At 36.2% G+C, this 15900-nt stretch carries 16 protein-coding genes; all 16 read left to right on the top strand.

All coding sequences use genetic code 11. The features are described from left to right. Positions 1 to 71: 71 nt before the first annotated feature. The 16 genes from C1A09_RS15735 (at position 72) to C1A09_RS15820 (ending at position 15759) form a co-directional block, all read left to right on the top strand. Complete coding sequence (locus C1A09_RS15735) at positions 72 to 353, top strand: hypothetical protein (protein WP_172885953.1); 282 nt, start codon at positions 72 to 74, stop codon at positions 351 to 353. 409 nt (positions 354 to 762) lie between these two features. Next, entirely contained in the window at positions 763 to 3378 is a 2616-nt protein-coding gene (locus C1A09_RS15745) for a TraG/VirB4 family ATPase (protein ID WP_032541958.1), read from the top strand. Next, on the top strand, positions 3371 to 3589 hold the full coding sequence (locus C1A09_RS15750; protein WP_005783216.1) for a hypothetical protein: 219 nt from the start codon (positions 3371 to 3373) through the stop codon (positions 3587 to 3589). The genes C1A09_RS15745 and C1A09_RS15750 overlap by 8 nt, the downstream gene beginning before the upstream one ends. Before the next feature lie 15 nt (positions 3590 to 3604). Next, positions 3605 to 4204, top strand: a complete 600-nt coding sequence (locus tag C1A09_RS15755; RefSeq protein ID WP_005783214.1) for a hypothetical protein — start codon at positions 3605 to 3607, stop codon at positions 4202 to 4204. An 8-nt stretch (positions 4205 to 4212) separates the two neighbouring features. Beyond that, on the top strand, positions 4213 to 5265 hold the full coding sequence (locus C1A09_RS15760) for a TraJ family protein (protein WP_005783212.1): 1053 nt from the start codon (positions 4213 to 4215) through the stop codon (positions 5263 to 5265). A gap of 6 nt (positions 5266 to 5271) precedes the next feature. Next, a complete protein-coding gene (locus C1A09_RS15765; protein WP_005783210.1) occupies positions 5272 to 5901 on the top strand; it encodes a hypothetical protein in 630 nt (209 codons plus the stop codon). A gap of 7 nt (positions 5902 to 5908) precedes the next feature. Further along, positions 5909 to 7219 (top strand): conjugative transposon protein TraM, encoded by a 1311-nt coding sequence (traM, locus tag C1A09_RS15770; RefSeq protein ID WP_032541957.1) that lies wholly within the window; start codon positions 5909 to 5911, stop codon positions 7217 to 7219. Between the two features lie 175 nt (positions 7220 to 7394). After that, the gene (locus C1A09_RS15780; RefSeq protein WP_005783204.1) at positions 7395 to 8477 is read left to right on the top strand and encodes a DUF4138 domain-containing protein; all 1083 of its coding nucleotides are present in this window, start codon (positions 7395 to 7397) and stop codon (positions 8475 to 8477) included. A gap of 5 nt (positions 8478 to 8482) precedes the next feature. Then, complete coding sequence (locus C1A09_RS15785) at positions 8483 to 10294, top strand: DUF3945 domain-containing protein (RefSeq protein ID WP_005783203.1); 1812 nt, start codon at positions 8483 to 8485, stop codon at positions 10292 to 10294. A gap of 50 nt (positions 10295 to 10344) precedes the next feature. After that, on the top strand, positions 10345 to 10533 hold the full coding sequence (locus tag C1A09_RS15790) for a hypothetical protein (RefSeq protein ID WP_005783201.1): 189 nt from the start codon (positions 10345 to 10347) through the stop codon (positions 10531 to 10533). Positions 10534 to 10536: 3 nt separating this feature from the next. Then, the gene (locus C1A09_RS15795) at positions 10537 to 11847 is read left to right on the top strand and encodes an ArdC family protein (protein ID WP_080546333.1); all 1311 of its coding nucleotides are present in this window, start codon (positions 10537 to 10539) and stop codon (positions 11845 to 11847) included. Between the two features lie 3 nt (positions 11848 to 11850). Then, positions 11851 to 12147 carry a single stranded DNA-binding domain-containing protein gene (locus C1A09_RS15800; RefSeq protein WP_005783197.1) on the top strand — a complete coding sequence of 99 codons (297 nt, stop codon included), beginning with the start codon at positions 11851 to 11853 and terminating at the stop codon, positions 12145 to 12147. After that, a complete protein-coding gene (locus C1A09_RS15805; RefSeq protein ID WP_005783195.1) occupies positions 12147 to 14102 on the top strand; it encodes a type IV secretory system conjugative DNA transfer family protein in 1956 nt (651 codons plus the stop codon). Before C1A09_RS15800 ends, C1A09_RS15805 begins: the two co-directional genes overlap by 1 nt. A 37-nt stretch (positions 14103 to 14139) precedes the next feature. Beyond that, on the top strand, positions 14140 to 14619 hold the full coding sequence (locus tag C1A09_RS15810; protein WP_005783194.1) for a hypothetical protein: 480 nt from the start codon (positions 14140 to 14142) through the stop codon (positions 14617 to 14619). 204 nt (positions 14620 to 14823) lie between these two features. Continuing rightward, a complete protein-coding gene (locus C1A09_RS15815) occupies positions 14824 to 15264 on the top strand; it encodes a beta-barrel fold lipoprotein (RefSeq protein WP_161800201.1) in 441 nt (146 codons plus the stop codon). 3 nt (positions 15265 to 15267) lie between these two features. Beyond that, entirely contained in the window at positions 15268 to 15759 is a 492-nt protein-coding gene (locus C1A09_RS15820) for a PH domain-containing protein (RefSeq protein ID WP_005783190.1), read from the top strand. The last annotated feature ends 141 nt before the right edge of the window (positions 15760 to 15900 follow it).

The following is a 15900-nucleotide window of genomic DNA, read 5'->3' on the forward strand; positions in this document are numbered from 1 at the left end:
AAAATTTTAAGATTATGGTACAAGTTTTGAAAAAGAGTGTAGATTTTGTTAGTGTACACAAGCGTATTATTATGATTTTAGGGCTTTTCCTGCTGACTTTTGTTGTTGTTCCTCAAGTTGTAGAAGCCCAAAGCGCATTAAAAATTAGCAGTTTGTCCGATGTTGAATCGAAAGCGCAAGAAGGTTCTGATACGATTCTTAATATCGCAAAGTATGTATTAGCTGCCGTGCTTGGCATAGCTTTAGTATTTGTGATCTATTCCCTTGCAACGAATAATCCCCACGCCAAGGAGTATCTGCTCGGCTGGATCATTGCGGTTGCGGTTATTATGGTAGCTTTCCTTATTATCTGATTAATGAGGACTATAAGAAAGATAAATAGACCAATTAAGTTCTTTGGCTTAACGTCGGGACAATTTGGTCTATTTATGTTGGCAAATGCTTTGATTATAATTGTTTGCATATTTAAGCATGTGCATCCGGTAATCATAGTTAGTGTCATGGGAGCTATATTCTTTGCTTCAGGTATCTTATTCAAGAACCTAAAACGGGAACATAAAGCTGGCAATCCGGATTATCTAACTGGCTTATCGGTTAGATCTGCAACCCCTAAACAGATAATAGATAAACATAAGGTATTCAATTTTATAATGAAGCAGAAATGATCTTGAAATCCTGCGGAATACGTGATACAGATTAAGGCTGTCGCTTTTTCTTGCAGAGAGTTTATATCTACTATGTGGTAACTAATTACAAAATAAAATGATAGGATTTATTATTATATCGGCATTATTACTGTGTGGTGTCATTACATTACTCGCCATACTTTTTATGCGTCCTTCTGAAGTTCCTATATCTGATAAATCAATAGATCTTTCGGCTGTACTACCGATCCAGACCATAACGGATAGCGTTATAGTAAACGGTAGCGGAGATTTAACCATTGGATACAGATTGTTTCTTCCGGAAGTATTTACTCTTTCGCAGGAAGATGCAAAATATATACATGAGAGGTTAGAGGGGCTTTTTAAGATGTTACCTCCTGCAACGGTGGTGCATCAGCAGTGCTTTTACTATGTAAGCCAGTATAAGAACAATGACTTTTCTGTTAATCCATTGAAAGCGGAAAGTATTAAACACTTTAATAACAAGCAAATAATAAACTGCTATACAAATTTGTATATCACTTTTGCCAATACAGATTTGAAAAAGGGAGTGCGAAAAAAGGCTTCTAATACATCGCTGCTTAAAAAACTCAATTATCCTTTTAAACAGCCCTACAAGAACTATGAAGAAAGGTTATCAGAGATTGAACCGAAAATCTTGAATTTTGAAAATGGGTTATCTTCTATAACTCAATTTGAGATAAAGAAGATGGATAGTAAAGACTTAAATAATGCTGTCTTTGATTATCTTAATCTCTCGTATGCTAAACCAACAAAAGACGCTACTCAAGAAACAGTTAGCCCAATTATGGTAACTCCTAGCGGTGATCTGAAGGTTGGACAAGAATATTTAGCGATGCTTTCTCTTACCGTGGAAGGGGAAAATCTTTATGAGCTGAATGTACCCAATACGGGTAAATCAAAAGCGTATGGAAGTACGATTGAGCTTCCGGAGAATATACAGTCTAAATGTTCTATGTTGTACCCGGTTGGACTAGGTTTGCCTTTCGATCACATTGTAAATGTTGTGATAGAAATAACAGATACAGATACTACGCTAACGGCTATTAATGCTGAAAAAAACGGGCTAAACTATTTGACTAACTTTTATCCTCCGGCTAAAGACAAGCAAAAACAGCAAGAACTTTTCTGTAAAGAAATTACGGATTTTGATTATCAAACAGCTTATACAGCTTTTAATGTGATTATCAATGATCCGGATCGTTCTTCTCTAATTCGGAAAATTTCATTGGCACAGCAGGGATTTAGTTTTATGAACCAAAGTTCTTGTTATGTCGAGAATGCGGAGTTGTGCAATTTATTTTTTTCTAATATACCGGGGAATGCTCGGAGCAATTATAGGGGATTTATCAATACGACCAAACAGGCGATTTGTTATTTGCAAAAAGATAGTATTTATATTTCTGATCTGCAAGGGCATTTGTATAATGACCGATTCGGAAATCCTGCATTGATAAATTTATGGAATAACAAGGCTTTAAACAATAGAAATAAAATAGTAATCGGTCCGTCCGGCTCCGGAAAGTCTTTTTGGCTAAACAACTATATTTATCAGTCTTATTCTTTGGGTAATGATATTACAATTATTGACATCGGTGGATCTTACAGGTCTATGATTAGCCTGCACCGAGGTAAATATTTTGATTCTACAAATCAGAAACAGTTTGCTTTTAACCCGTTCTTGTGTGAACGTGATCGGAATGGTAGATATATTTATATTGATACTTCAGATGCAGAAGCAGCCGAGGATCTTATTAAAACGATCTGTGCTCTTTTATCCTATATCTGGAAACAAAATAAGCCTATCGATCCCACCGAGAAAGCTATTCTTAGAAAATCAGTGATCGCATTTTATGAGTATGTAAATAATTCTTCTGTTGATGGAACAAATGAAAGGATTTTTCCTAATCTGATAGAATACCGGAATTTCTTGCGAGATGTATTTATTTACAAAATGACTGACTTTGAAAAACGTAGATTTGAGATAGAGGAAGTGCTTTTACTACTAGAACCTTACACGGATGGAGAACTATCCTTTTTGTTGAACGCAACTGAAAATATTGATATAGTTAACGATGATTTAATTGCGTTTGATATGGAAGACGCAGCAAAGAAGGAGTATTTTCCTTTGGTAGCGATTATCACGCTTCAAATGGTTATCGATAAGATCAAGAAGCGTGAAGGAGTTAATAAGGAATTGATTATCGATGAAGCCCTAGACTTTTTAAGTGATGATAAGTTTGGTGATTTTATCGCCTATTTGTATCGTACATTCCGTAAAAAAGACGGGGCTATAACGATAGCTGCCCAAAATGTACTGTTCCTGAAGAACTGTCCACCGGCGATCAAGGATTCAATACTTATAAACTGTGATACTAAAGTAATACTGGATCATTCAAGTTATAGAAAGGAGTTGCCCAATCTGCGAGATATTCTTTCTATTTCAGAAGAAGAACTAGTAATGATAGATAGTCTGCAAAATAGGGATGATGAGATCAAGTGGAGAGAGTTCTTCATTAAATTGGGAAACGAAACCTATGTTTTTCGCAATGAAGTATCTGAATTTGCCGCTGTCGCTTTTGATTCAAGACAATCGACTGTGGTTAGGCTCAAACAGCTTTTTGAGGAAACAGGATCTACTTATGCTGCTATTAACCGGTATTTAGAAGAAAGGAGAAAAAAATATGAATGATGCTGTAGAAGGATTGAACCAGATAAAAGGATGGTCGGGAGAATTTAACAATACGTCTTTTAGTGTGGCAGGGTATATCACCGCTGCAATGTTAGGCGTTTCTCTGATTTTTGTAGTCTGGGCTTTAGCTACAAAGAAAGATAATGCAAGAACATATCTAGTCGCTTGGTTTGTGGCTTTGATATTTGCGATAGTGTTTATTCTGCGATAATAAATTTATAATATTATGAAAATAAAGATACTCTTATTTTTTTCTGTGTTGCTGTTAAGTAGCTCTTTTTCTGTTCAAAAGGCTAGTGCGCAATGGGTTGTTAATGATCCGGCTCACATGGGAATGAACCTTGGCGAATGGGGAGCGAATGCAGCGCAATGGGTTAAGCAGCTTAATGAAATGATTGATGCTGCACATATACGAGAAAATTTACAAAAGATAGACCAACTACGCCAACTACAATCTTTAGTAGAACTTGCTGAACTGTTGGATGATGTAGCTTGTCTAAGTAGTGATTACCGTTTTTATATGAATATAGGCGGTAGCTATCATTGTTTAAAGTTTTTAAACTTCCAACAAGTTACGGTAAACCTTAATTTGAGCACAGATCTATTATTTAAGGTTGCTACTGTTTCCGACTATTTCAGCATGAATAGTGAGGGAAGAATGTCCTTTGTCGGACAGGTAAGAGAAGCCTTAGAAACGGCTTCTGCTGAAATGAAATCTTTTAATGAAATAGTAAGAAGTGAGATCATAAAAGATGCAAGTCGAAAACATGTAGGGAAAACATATTATAGCGGAAATTTATCTGCTTTTAGTCGATATACTAATTAATTAGCCTTATGAACGGACAAGATACTTTTTTATGGGGATTGCAGATTAATGATTCCCTTACAACAGAATTAACTGCGCAAATGACGGTAATTGCGCTTGGTGTAGCAGTTATTTGTTTCATCTGTAATATAGCTTATAATTACCTATATCATGGTGTTAGTCAGCTTTTAACATCGGATGAAAATAAGTTTCCGGATTTGATGGAAATAGCTCGCTGTTTTGCTTTAATATTCTGTCTTTCGCTATATACACCTATCGCAAAAACTGTCGTTGGAACCCTTGAAGTAATAAATGAAGCAACATCTTTAAGTTCAGTCCGGGCACAGGAGTTTGCGGCTTTTCTAGACAGATCAGCGGAAGAACAGCACACCATGATAGCCGATAATGAAAAAACGGCACTTGAAGCGGAAGTCGCTGCGGGGGAAGATCCGGAAGGTGCTATGAATAAAGAACTACAAAATATAGATCAAGGTAATAAAATAGATGAAAGTGCATCTACATTGAAACAAATCTCCCAAATATTAAATCCTGCCAATTTCGCAGCAATGCTCTTACATGCTCTAGCCGCACTGCTGGTCGGGATTGTACAAATTATCATATTGGGTTTGGGCGTTGTCATTGTAAAGATCCTTGTCATATTAGGTCCCTTCGTTTTTGCTTTTTCCATTCTACCGGTATTCCAAAAGCAGCTGTCTAATTGGTTTGGTACACTGTGTTCCGTTGGTATGGTATTTACTGTGATTAATATTTTAAATCAGATAATGTGGTTTACATTTAAGTCAATTTATGATTCTGACGCATTCAACGCAGTAGATGAAGCGACAAAACAGCTACAATATTTAGGCATGGATCTTGCTTTGATCGGTTCTTATTGTTGTTGTTTCTGGTTGGCAAGTAAGATAGTCGGTCATGGTGATGCCGGTAGAATCATTTCTAAAACGGTATCTATTGTAACTGCTGCTGCAACGATGGCGATTGCAGGATCAGCGATAGCAGGGGGGGCTACAAATGTAGGGGCTGCTGCTTCATTAGGTAAAAGTGTTATAGATAACGAAGAATAAATAAATATGAATCTTACAAAATTTAAAACAGTGGATCAGGCTTTTAAAACAACTGTGATTGTTGCATCTTCTTGTTGTCTGATTATGGGTATTGCATTTACTGTCTGTTTCTTCTATTTGTCAAACAAGATAGATGCGGCTTATACGAAGGCTTTAGTACTTGATACTTCAGGACAGGTTTACGATGTTGCAGCCATTGAATCCGCAGCGATGCGAAAGTATGAATATGAAAATCATATCAAAACATTTGTTTCGCTGTGGTACTCCTTCGATGAAAGCACTTATGAGAATAACGTAACATTAGCTCTTAATTTGATTGGTAATCGAGGAAAAGAGCTTTACAACGAATATAACGATATTAATATGCTTAATTCTTTGATTCAGAAAAATATACGCTATGGCGTTATAATCAAGGATATACATATCAATATGCAAACAGTTCCGATATCCGGGGATATACTGTTTACGCAAACCGGCTATCGTGCTAGGGGGAGCGTAGCACGTGATATTTCTGTGAACTTTACTCTATATGATGTATCTCGATCACGTGAAAACTCTCACGGTGTTAAAATCGAAAGCTGGGACGTTCGATATTCGGAACCACGAGAAATAACAGATGAAGAAAAATTAAAATAATGGAGCTATGGGAAACTTTTTAAGAGAAGCGTTGAAGGACAAAAACAAATTGTTAATGTTAGTACCTCTGCTTTTGGGCGTACTGTTTGTAATAGTTTTCTTTGGTAAAAAAGAAAAACCGGCTGAATCAGCATCCAATACAGAAGAAGTGAATCAGGCTTTTCTTGAACCGGACACAGAAGGAGAAAAGAAGATCGCTAATAAGGTAGATGCTTATAAACGTGAACAAGAAGAAGCTGCTCGTAAGAAACGTGAATTGGAAAAATCACAAGTAAAAGGAAGCGATTTCTATTTTGAAATGCAGACATCCGAAGACGAATACAACGAGAAAATGAAAGCTCGTATTGAAAAAATGAAGAAAGATCCATTGGACGAAGTTACTAGCGAATACAAGGAGCGAGGAAAAAAATCTAACAGTGCATTTTCTGATAAAATGCGCCAACAACTAAATGATATTGAGGATCAAGAAACCTTTAATCAGATAGTCAAGGAAGCAAAGAAAGAGGAAAGAATACGCAAAGAGCTAGAAGAAAATGCAAGATTCCGGGATGAAATGAGAAAGAAATATCAGGATCAAGCATCAGGAAAAGATATAGAGAAATCTCAAGAGAATATTTTTCCGAAAGTAAATGATTCTGTTCCTAAAGTTGAGAAAGCTTCAAAGCCGACTTTTATAGTGGAAAATGGAAAACGGCGTCGCCGGTCACAGTTTACTATTGACCAAAAAGTCAATCTTATCAAAGCTGCTATTTATGGAGATCAGACCATTGTTAGTGGAAGTGCTGTCCGGATGCGCTTGTTAGAGCCTTTATGGGTTGGTGGCGTTGAGATCCCTGCAAATACGATCTTCTACGGAAATGCTAGTGTCGGCTCTACTCGTTTGAAAATTACGGTAGAGAACATACGATATGGGAAATATATAAGTCCTGTCGCTTTTACTATTTATGATTCTGATGCGATTGAGGGATTGAATTTACCCAATAACATGAAAGCTGAAGCTGCTCGAAAAATGGAACAGGGCTTGCTTCAAGGCGTGCAGCTTCCGATTTCTTCTATTGGCACAGTAACAAGTGAGGTAACTAGTGCGATCACAGCCACTACACAGGTTACTAGACAAATTTTAAATCAAAGCCTTTCTCAAGTAAAGGTTCATTTAAAAGCTAACTATAATATGTATATCAAGGAAGAAACTAATGAAGACAGAAAAAAGAGAGAGGAAGAAGAAGCTGAAATAGAACGTCTGTATAGAGAAATGCAGATGCAGCAGAATGAACCAAAGAAAAAGAATCCTTTAACCCAACTAATTGAAGCATTATAATGATAATTGATATACTTAATTTTATGGTAGCTGTAGCTACTGTATTTTTGGCTTATAGGTTCTTTATAGAACGCTCTAAAGGGAAAAAGATAGCAGAAATGAAAGTACTGATGTATAGTTTAATATCTTGTTTCGTTCTGCTTTGGATTATAAATATTTTTATTGGTTTTGTAAAATGAAAACATTGCTTTTTATATTAATCATGTTTTGTGTTCCATTCTCCATTTCTGCACAGGAAAAAAAAGAACTGGACTCCCAAACAATTTATGTTTCGTTTGATAAAACGAAACATATAGTACTTCCTGCACAAGTAAGTGACATTTCGTATGGTCGTGAAGATTATGTAAAAGTGGAACGGGTGGATAATGTTCCTAATGTTGTCCGCATAACGGCACAGGAAGAAGATTTTTCAGGAACGACAAACCTTATCATAGTTTGTACAAACGGGAATGTCTATTCTTATAAAATATCCTATCTGTTACCGGGAATGACGGATCACTGCGGAAATATCGTATATGCCGGTGATGTGGATAGATCACGTTGTTATAACGTAATAGTCAATAATAACAATACTACAGAAATGTTTTTTCCAGCAGATGTGTTATATCTGAAACAAGGAAATGAAGAAGTTTTCGGGGTTGAGTATTATAATAATATGGTTAAAGTTGGTACAACTTTTGATGCCTTTGAACCTTCTAATCTGTTTGTTATCGATAAAGATCTGAATACCTATGAAATTACCTTGTTTAAAGACCATGCTCTTACTTACTCTTACAACTTTGACGATGGTCGCAAATATATTGCACACATTGATGTAAATAGCATAGAGATGGATAATCTTATCAATAAACTGCACTATAAAAAGCGTAATATCTTCAGCTTGGGAGTTATAAAAAATAAGTTTGAGATGTCCCTTGCAAACCTATATGTAAAAGATGATTTCATGTTTTTTGTATTTGATATAAAAAACTTCTCAAATATAGATTATGACGTTGATTTTATTAAATGCTTCCTTCGTGATCAGAAGAAGGTTAAGAACTCTATCCAGCAGGAAGTTCCGTATGATCCGGTAGAACAAAAAGACTTTGATAAAAAGATATTGGGCAAAAGCCAAAATCGCTTTGTCCTAGCATTCAATAAGTTCACTATCCCGGATGATAAGGTTTTTGAGATCGAAATGTTTGAAAGAGGTGGGGGAAGGCATATGAAATTATCTATATTGAATGAATATATATTGTCCGCTGAATTATTAAAATAATTGTCATGAAGCTACAAGAGGTTCTAACAGAATATCAATATAATAATGTCGGGCAATTTAGGGCGATTGCGGAAAGTTTAGGTTACAAAGAAGCCTATAACAAGGGTTCTTTGCTTTTTACCCGGAATGACGAAGTATTTCGTATCGATATGGATAAGATACGTTCACACACAAAGCGAGAACCGGATTTATCTGCGGAAAAGGCTTCTATGGATCGTGTTTGCCAGTTCTTTAATCGGGATCAGGCTTTATCTCCCGACTATAAAAGCGTATTAAAAAATGAAGGGGTTGATATTGTTAACTGGGGTGATCTAAAAAATGATGCCAAAGATCGTTTTACTGTGATCGATCATAAAAATAAAATCTGTTATACCGGAAAAGAACTATATGAGTATGCTTTGCAAAATGGTTACTCGTTAGACGGGAAAGGCACAAAGTTAGAGAAGGGTGTATTATCCGGATTAATGGATATCAATGGTAAACCAGCTAAAGTTCGGTTGCATGAACACGGTACTTCTATTATATATAGGAAGGAAGCGTTAACCATACCGGATCGCATTTACGGAAAGAAATTATCGAAGCAACAGAAGCAAGATCTACTTGATGGCAATGTGATAGTCTTGTCAACAAAAAAAGGAGATATACTTCTTCAGGTCGATAAGGATCTCAACGCTGTGGTGGTACGTTCGGAAAAAGAATTGTCTGTTCCTGCTAAAATTGGAGATTACGAATTGACCGCAGCAGATAAGTATCTTTTAGCGAATGGTCATTCTTTAGATAACAAAATGATCCACACTCCTGAAGGTTACATAATTACAGATATAGCTATGCTTCCGGATAAGAAAGGATATGCTTTCTCAAACATCCAGAAAATATCGGAAACAAAGGCACAGCAGATTTTACAGGCAAGAGAAATGGCAAAGGATAAAGAGTATCTTAATGATAAGCTAAAGGATATGCAGCGTACCGGAAAAATCGATATAGACGAGTTGAAGGATAAAAGGTATGAGCAATTAATAAACAGCCATTTTGCCACAGAACATAAGGAATACCTATCTTATCTGAAAGATGAAAATCCGGATAAAAACTATAATTATGATCTTGAAGCACGCATTAGGTTAAAGGCTGGGGATATGTTAGAAAAAGAAGGAATAATCGCCAAAGGTACAACTGAAAAGGAATTGAAAGAAGAAGGCTTTAAAGTCGAGAAGATCCGGGAACAATATCAGGAGAAAGTAACGGGTAAGGATCCTGTTCCTGATCGAGATCTTGACAAGGAGTTAAGAGAAGCCGTTGTCAAGAATGACTATGAAAAAATAGCTAGTTTGAAAGAGGAAGGTTACAAGCCTTCAGAGGAAGTTATTAGAGGTTTGGGACAAGATACAAAGATTGATCAGACGCAAGCTATCGTTATAGAAAAACTATTTGGGATGAAACCTGAAGTGCAAAAAGCGGAAGAAGTAACACAAGCAAAGGAAGAATCCAAAGAAGCAAAGGTAGAGCTTAATGCTGATCCTGCTAGTGCTAAGGTTTCTCCGGAACTAGATAAAGAATTTAAAGAAGCAGTAGAGAAAGGCGATTTTGTAAAGATGTCACAACTGAAGGAACAAGGCTATCAACCTTCCAAAGAGTTGATTCAGTCTTTGAATGAAACTGCATCTGGCAATACGATGATAGCCGTTCAGAAGATATTTAATCTGAAAGGCTCTGCTAATACGCTCGGAGATGTTAAGCTAGCACAAGGTCAACAAAGTGCAGAAAAAGATCTAAAGCGTCCTCTCGCCAATACGGTAAATAAAATGTTTGCCGATTTATAATTAATAGATTTTTCCGAAAGTAAAAATGTTATCACTTAAAAATAAATATCATGGAAGATTACAACAAATTGGTAGAAAAGAATCAGACTGGAGAGATTGACGATCTTGAATTTTTATTAGCTCAAGAAGATTTAGCGGCTCTCTACGTTGCGGATATGCAAGCTGAAGGAGTTAGCCCGAATGCGGAAAACGCTGCTGAATGGTTGCTAAAATATGAAAATGAACACCTTTATCAATAAGTCATGGATGGTCAGGCAAATGATAAGGCTCTGCAAAAATTTGCGGATCTTATGGTTAAGAAACTTACGGAAGTCGATGCGGATTGGCATAAACCTTGGTTTACAACAACAGGATATGGATTACCACAAAATATTGATGGGCGTGTTTATAATGGAATCAATTCCTTCATGCTTTTTCTTCTTCAAGAGGAACGTAGTTTCCAGACACCTGTATATATGACTTTTCCGCAAGCAAAGAAACAAGGGCTTCACATAAACAAAGGAGCATCGGCTTTTCCTGTCCTATTTTGGAATTTTATGATTAAAGACGATAAGGGGAATAAAATTTCGATGGATGATTATAAGGCTTTGACTAAGGAAGAGCAGAAAGAATATACCGTTATTCCTTATACTAAACCTTATCACGTGTTCAATGTTGATCAAACAAACTTTGCGGAAGTATATCCGGAACAATGGAAGGCATTGAAGGATAAATTTAGTTGTCCTAAATTGAAAGATGAGCAGGGAATGTTTTCATCGCCAGAGTTGGATCACATGATAAAACACGGTACATGGTTATGTCCTATTATTTCTTCTTTCTCTGACAAGGCTTTTTTTCGTCCTTCAGAGGACAAGATATATTTACCCCTTAAAGGTCAATTCTATACAGGAGAAGGATTTTATAGCACATTGTTACATGAGATGGCACATTCAACCGGTATAGATACCCGTTTAGGACGTGAAATGAAAAACATGTTTGGTGATCCCAAATATGCAAAAGAAGAATTAATCGCAGAATTTACCGCTGCTGTTTCTTGCCGTTCTCTAGGTATCGTTTCCGGAGTCCGGGAAGAAAACGCACAGTATTTAAAAAACTGGCTCGGAGCGATCAAAAAAGAACCTAAATTCCTCTATTCCGTATTAGTTGATGTAGGTAAGGCTAGCACTATGATTTTGAATGAAGTCTGCAAGTATGAGTTATTGAAGAAGGAAGAACAGGAAAAGCAACAGGAAGAATGCAAGCATATAGAGAATAAAAAAGTAGATGATAGCAAGGATTTTTCTGAAACCCGGAATGATGAAAAATTATCACCAGCTTTTAATATAGCTCTAGCTGCTGCGCTAGCCGGTTCGTTTAAGGAATTGGTTAACCTAAAGGAGCAGGGATATAAACTGTCTGCAAAGGAACTTGATGCGTTAAAGGATGCAGATCCGAAAATATATATTGCCGCACAGAATATATTTAATATAAAGTTGGATGATCCTACTCCTTCCCTACAATTTTCCGAATCAAAAAATAAAAATGAAGTCAAACAATTATCTTTAAATTTTTAGCGTATGTTTATAGGTCATGTTACGGGTTATCTTGGATCAGATGCCAAGAAAACACAGAAAGGTTATTCATTCAATGTTTCCACTAAATATAAAGAGGGAAACGAAGAAAAAACGTTGTGGATCTGTTGTTTCTTAAATTACGAAACAAAGGTTGCGGAGTTTTTAAAAACAGGAACTATGGTTCATGTGTATGGGGAAATCACTGTCGGTATCTTTAAGCGTGATACTGGTGATACAGTCCCTTCAGTAACTATGAGTGTAGATAAGGTTCAATTACTCTCTAGCAAGAATAAAGAATAATGGAACCAGCAAAGAAGGAATTATCATTTGTCTTTATATTGCTTTCCGTAATAATCGGGGGTGTGATAATCTTTCAGTGGGTTTTGGTGAATGATCTTTGTTCACCAAGCCCAGCTGTATTATTGCAGTTGGGAAAGTTTTTACGCAAAGCTATTATGTTTCGATTCCTATATGTAGTATTATTAGCTGGGTTGGCTTTCCTATTCCCTGTACAAAAGAGAAGAGATGAATCCTTGAAATATGTATATACTGCCACTACATTAATCTTAGCAATAGCCCTAATATTAGGCTTCAGTAATGTTCTATCATGGTACAATTTATTAGTTTTTCCGATAGTATTTATAGGATTTACAATACTAGTTATCCAAACAGCCGGTTTTTACCTTAAACGGCATGTGGTATCTGATAAATCTATCTTTGGTGTATCACATGAAAAATCAGAGTTTTATTTTGATTTTGAAACAGTAGAAGGAAATCTTAGAATCCATAAGCCACAGCAAAATCTTTATATTGACGGTGGTCCGGGATCTGGAAAATCGGAAAGCTGGATTAAAGGCATCATCTATCAATGTGCAGAGCGTAACTATGCCGGATTTGTATATGATTGGGAAGGAGATCCTAGTAAACCGGGTTCACCTATTTTGTCCCGGATCGCATACGGTAGTATAGAATATTTTAAGAGAAAAAATGTACCTACACCAGCCTTTGCTTTCATAAATTTTGTAGACATGTCCCGGACGGTTCGTGTTAATGTACTTTCGGAAAAATATGTCCCTAAAGGAAGCGAATCCTTGTTTATTCGTAATATCGCTACTACCTTAATGAAAAACCTTGAAAGTTCATGGAAGGAAAAAACTGATTTCTGGGCGAACAATGCGATTAACTATGTATATTCAATTGCTTATAAATGTTACAAAGAACGAGCAAAGGGAATAGGAACTTTACCCCATGTAATCGCTTTTGCATTATCAGATAGTGATCTGGTCTTTAAATGGCTCTCTGAGGATGCGGAAATTGCGCTAAACATGTCTTCCATGTTAACCGCATGGCGTTTAGGCGCACAGCAGCAGACCGCTGGTGCGGTATCTTCCGCACAGACTCCGCTTGTTTTGCTTAACAATAAATACATCTTTTGGGTTCTATCACCACTTCCGGAAGAAGAATATTCACTAGATATAACTAATCCGGATCATCCTACACTATTGTGTATAGGCAATGCTCCTTCAATTAAAGAAGCTGTATCTCCTCCTGTTAGTTGTATCGCTAGCGTTGTCATGTCGCAAATGAATAATCCCGGCAAACAAAAGAGCGTTTTTATGGTGGATGAATTTCCAACGGTAAATTTGCAAGGTATAGATGTATTTATAGGTACAGCACGTAAACACAATGTAGCTACAATCTTAGCCGTACAGGACTTTAATCAAGCAATCCGGGATTATGGAGAGAAAAGTGCAAATATCCTGCGATCTTCTTGTGGTAGCCAAGCCTATGGAATGACCGGTAACGAAAAGACAGCAAAGGATCTAGAAAATCTTTTGGGAGAAACGAAAGAAGCACAGGAATCGTTCTCACATCAAGAATCCGGTACTGGAAGCATGACCGAATCTCTGCAAAAGGAGAAAGTAGTAAAGGCTCGTGAAGTTGCCGGACAAAGTGTTGGTCACTTCATCGGAAAGGTCGCTGGCGGAAAACCACCTTATTTTAATACACAATTTAATATGTGTAAGTTTATAGATAAGGATATTCCGGCTTTTTCCAAACCTGTAAATTTGGGAGATGGCAAAGAAGAATTAGAGTATGATATAATGGAAGAAATAGTTAGTCAACATTATCTTTCAATCATTTCAAAAGTAAATGCGATCTTGGAAGATGTAAAGAATAAGACAGAAACGGACAATAAAAATAAGGAAAAAAACATGCCGAAAGATCATAATCATAAGGCATGGAAGGAATAAAAGAGGTATTTTTGTGAAAATATAAAAAAAATAATATATGAAAAGTAGGATATTGATAGTTTTATTATTTGCCTTATCTTCGTGTGGATCAACTGAATATGAAAAGGCAATAGCGGATTGGCTTCAAACCGATGAAAACGGTACTTGGACTGATCTTAAGTTTGAATTGATAGAGTTGCTTGACGAAAAAGATGTTACAGTTTCCGACAGCTTATTGTATTTGGATAGTAAAGCTGCTCAACAGGTACAGATGATAGAAAGAGCGGAGAATCCTCGTGCTTTGGTAAAACCGCTTTTCTCTGATTACACCAAGGCTAAAGATAATTTAAAATGGATAGAGAAAAAGAAAATGGAGTATAAGGATAGAGATAGTACGGAGGTGTTAGCCAAACTATTGAAATGCAAGTATGCAATTGTTCCACCTAGTTTAAAGGCTAGGCAGGAGAGAGTTGGCGAGTTTTTACTCGCTCCCGATATGAAAACGTGCTGGGGAAGGATGAAAGCTACGACTAAATAAGAAAAATATGAAGGTTCAGTTTTTTAAAGATTTTAGCAAGTTATCAGAAACGAGCGATTTGTTTATTGTAGAAACAGATCAATTTGGGTTTATTGATGGCAACGGCAATAGCTATTTTTGATAGCAGAGAAAATTTCTAGAAAGAAAAATATAAGGGTTTGTTTACTTTACATACACATGGATCTGAATTTAAAATATATAAAGATGATGAAAAAAATTAAGCTGCATTTGTTTGCGTTATGTGCTACTCTAGTATTAGTTTCTTGTGGTGGATCGGATGATGATCCTGTTTTTAATAATACATCTGCTGTATATAAGGTAGTATTAGAGGCTTCAGGGGATGATTATACAGCTGAAGCTATTATTATTAATCCGGATAACGTATCAATTATAGATGAAACAAGTAACACAGACCTAAAACAAAGTTCTGTAACGGAGTATTTTAGCGGACGGAAAGTTTATATAACCTCTAAAGAAGTGAAGGTTATTTCTGCTCAAGGGATTATTCTTAGCAAAAGTAAGTCCGGTGCTATATTGAAAATGACAGTGTATCAGGATGGAAAAGAGGTCTATCAAAATACAGTTTCCGTTCCGGATTCAGAGAATAATACAAAGTCTATACAATATACTAATATAAAGAACTAGATTATGGATAACCAAACGGCTATAACATTGAAGCCCAAACTAGGTTATTGGGTTTCAAAGTATTTTGTGATAATTGTTGTCGCATCTTTACTCCCGTTCTCTGCTATTTATTGGGATTTAGAAATGCCTGTACACTATGCGTTAATGGTGCTGTTTTTAGTCGTTTGGATTATGTTGTGTTACACATATATAGACACGCTGTTTGCTACAAAGTGGATTATTACTAAGGATGAACTGATTTTCAGGCATGGTATAATCTCAAGACGAGAGGAACATTTAGAATTATATAGAGTGATTGATTATTCAGAAAAACAAAATTTCTTGCAATTAGTATTTGGCAACAAGACAGTGAAAGTTATATCAGGTGATGCTTCCGATCCTATTTTATATATGTATGGGATTGATCGGAATATTCCTATTATAGATACTTTGCGTGATAGAGTCAAAATTGCAAGGAAAGAAAGCGGAATTTTTGAAGTAGCAAATAGATCTTGAAAAAGGAAAAAAACTTCAGTTTAAAAAAAGGTTCGTTTTAATAAATTCAAAAATCACCTTCTCTATATTTTTCAAAGGCTATGTACGTGCTACTTTTGCCGTAAAAATTATGAAATATGGTTATGCACGTGTATCAACTCC

Origin of the sequence: Bacteroides cutis (assembly GCF_900241005.1) — a bacterium.
Lineage (GTDB): Bacteria > Bacteroidota > Bacteroidia > Bacteroidales > Bacteroidaceae > Bacteroides > Bacteroides cutis.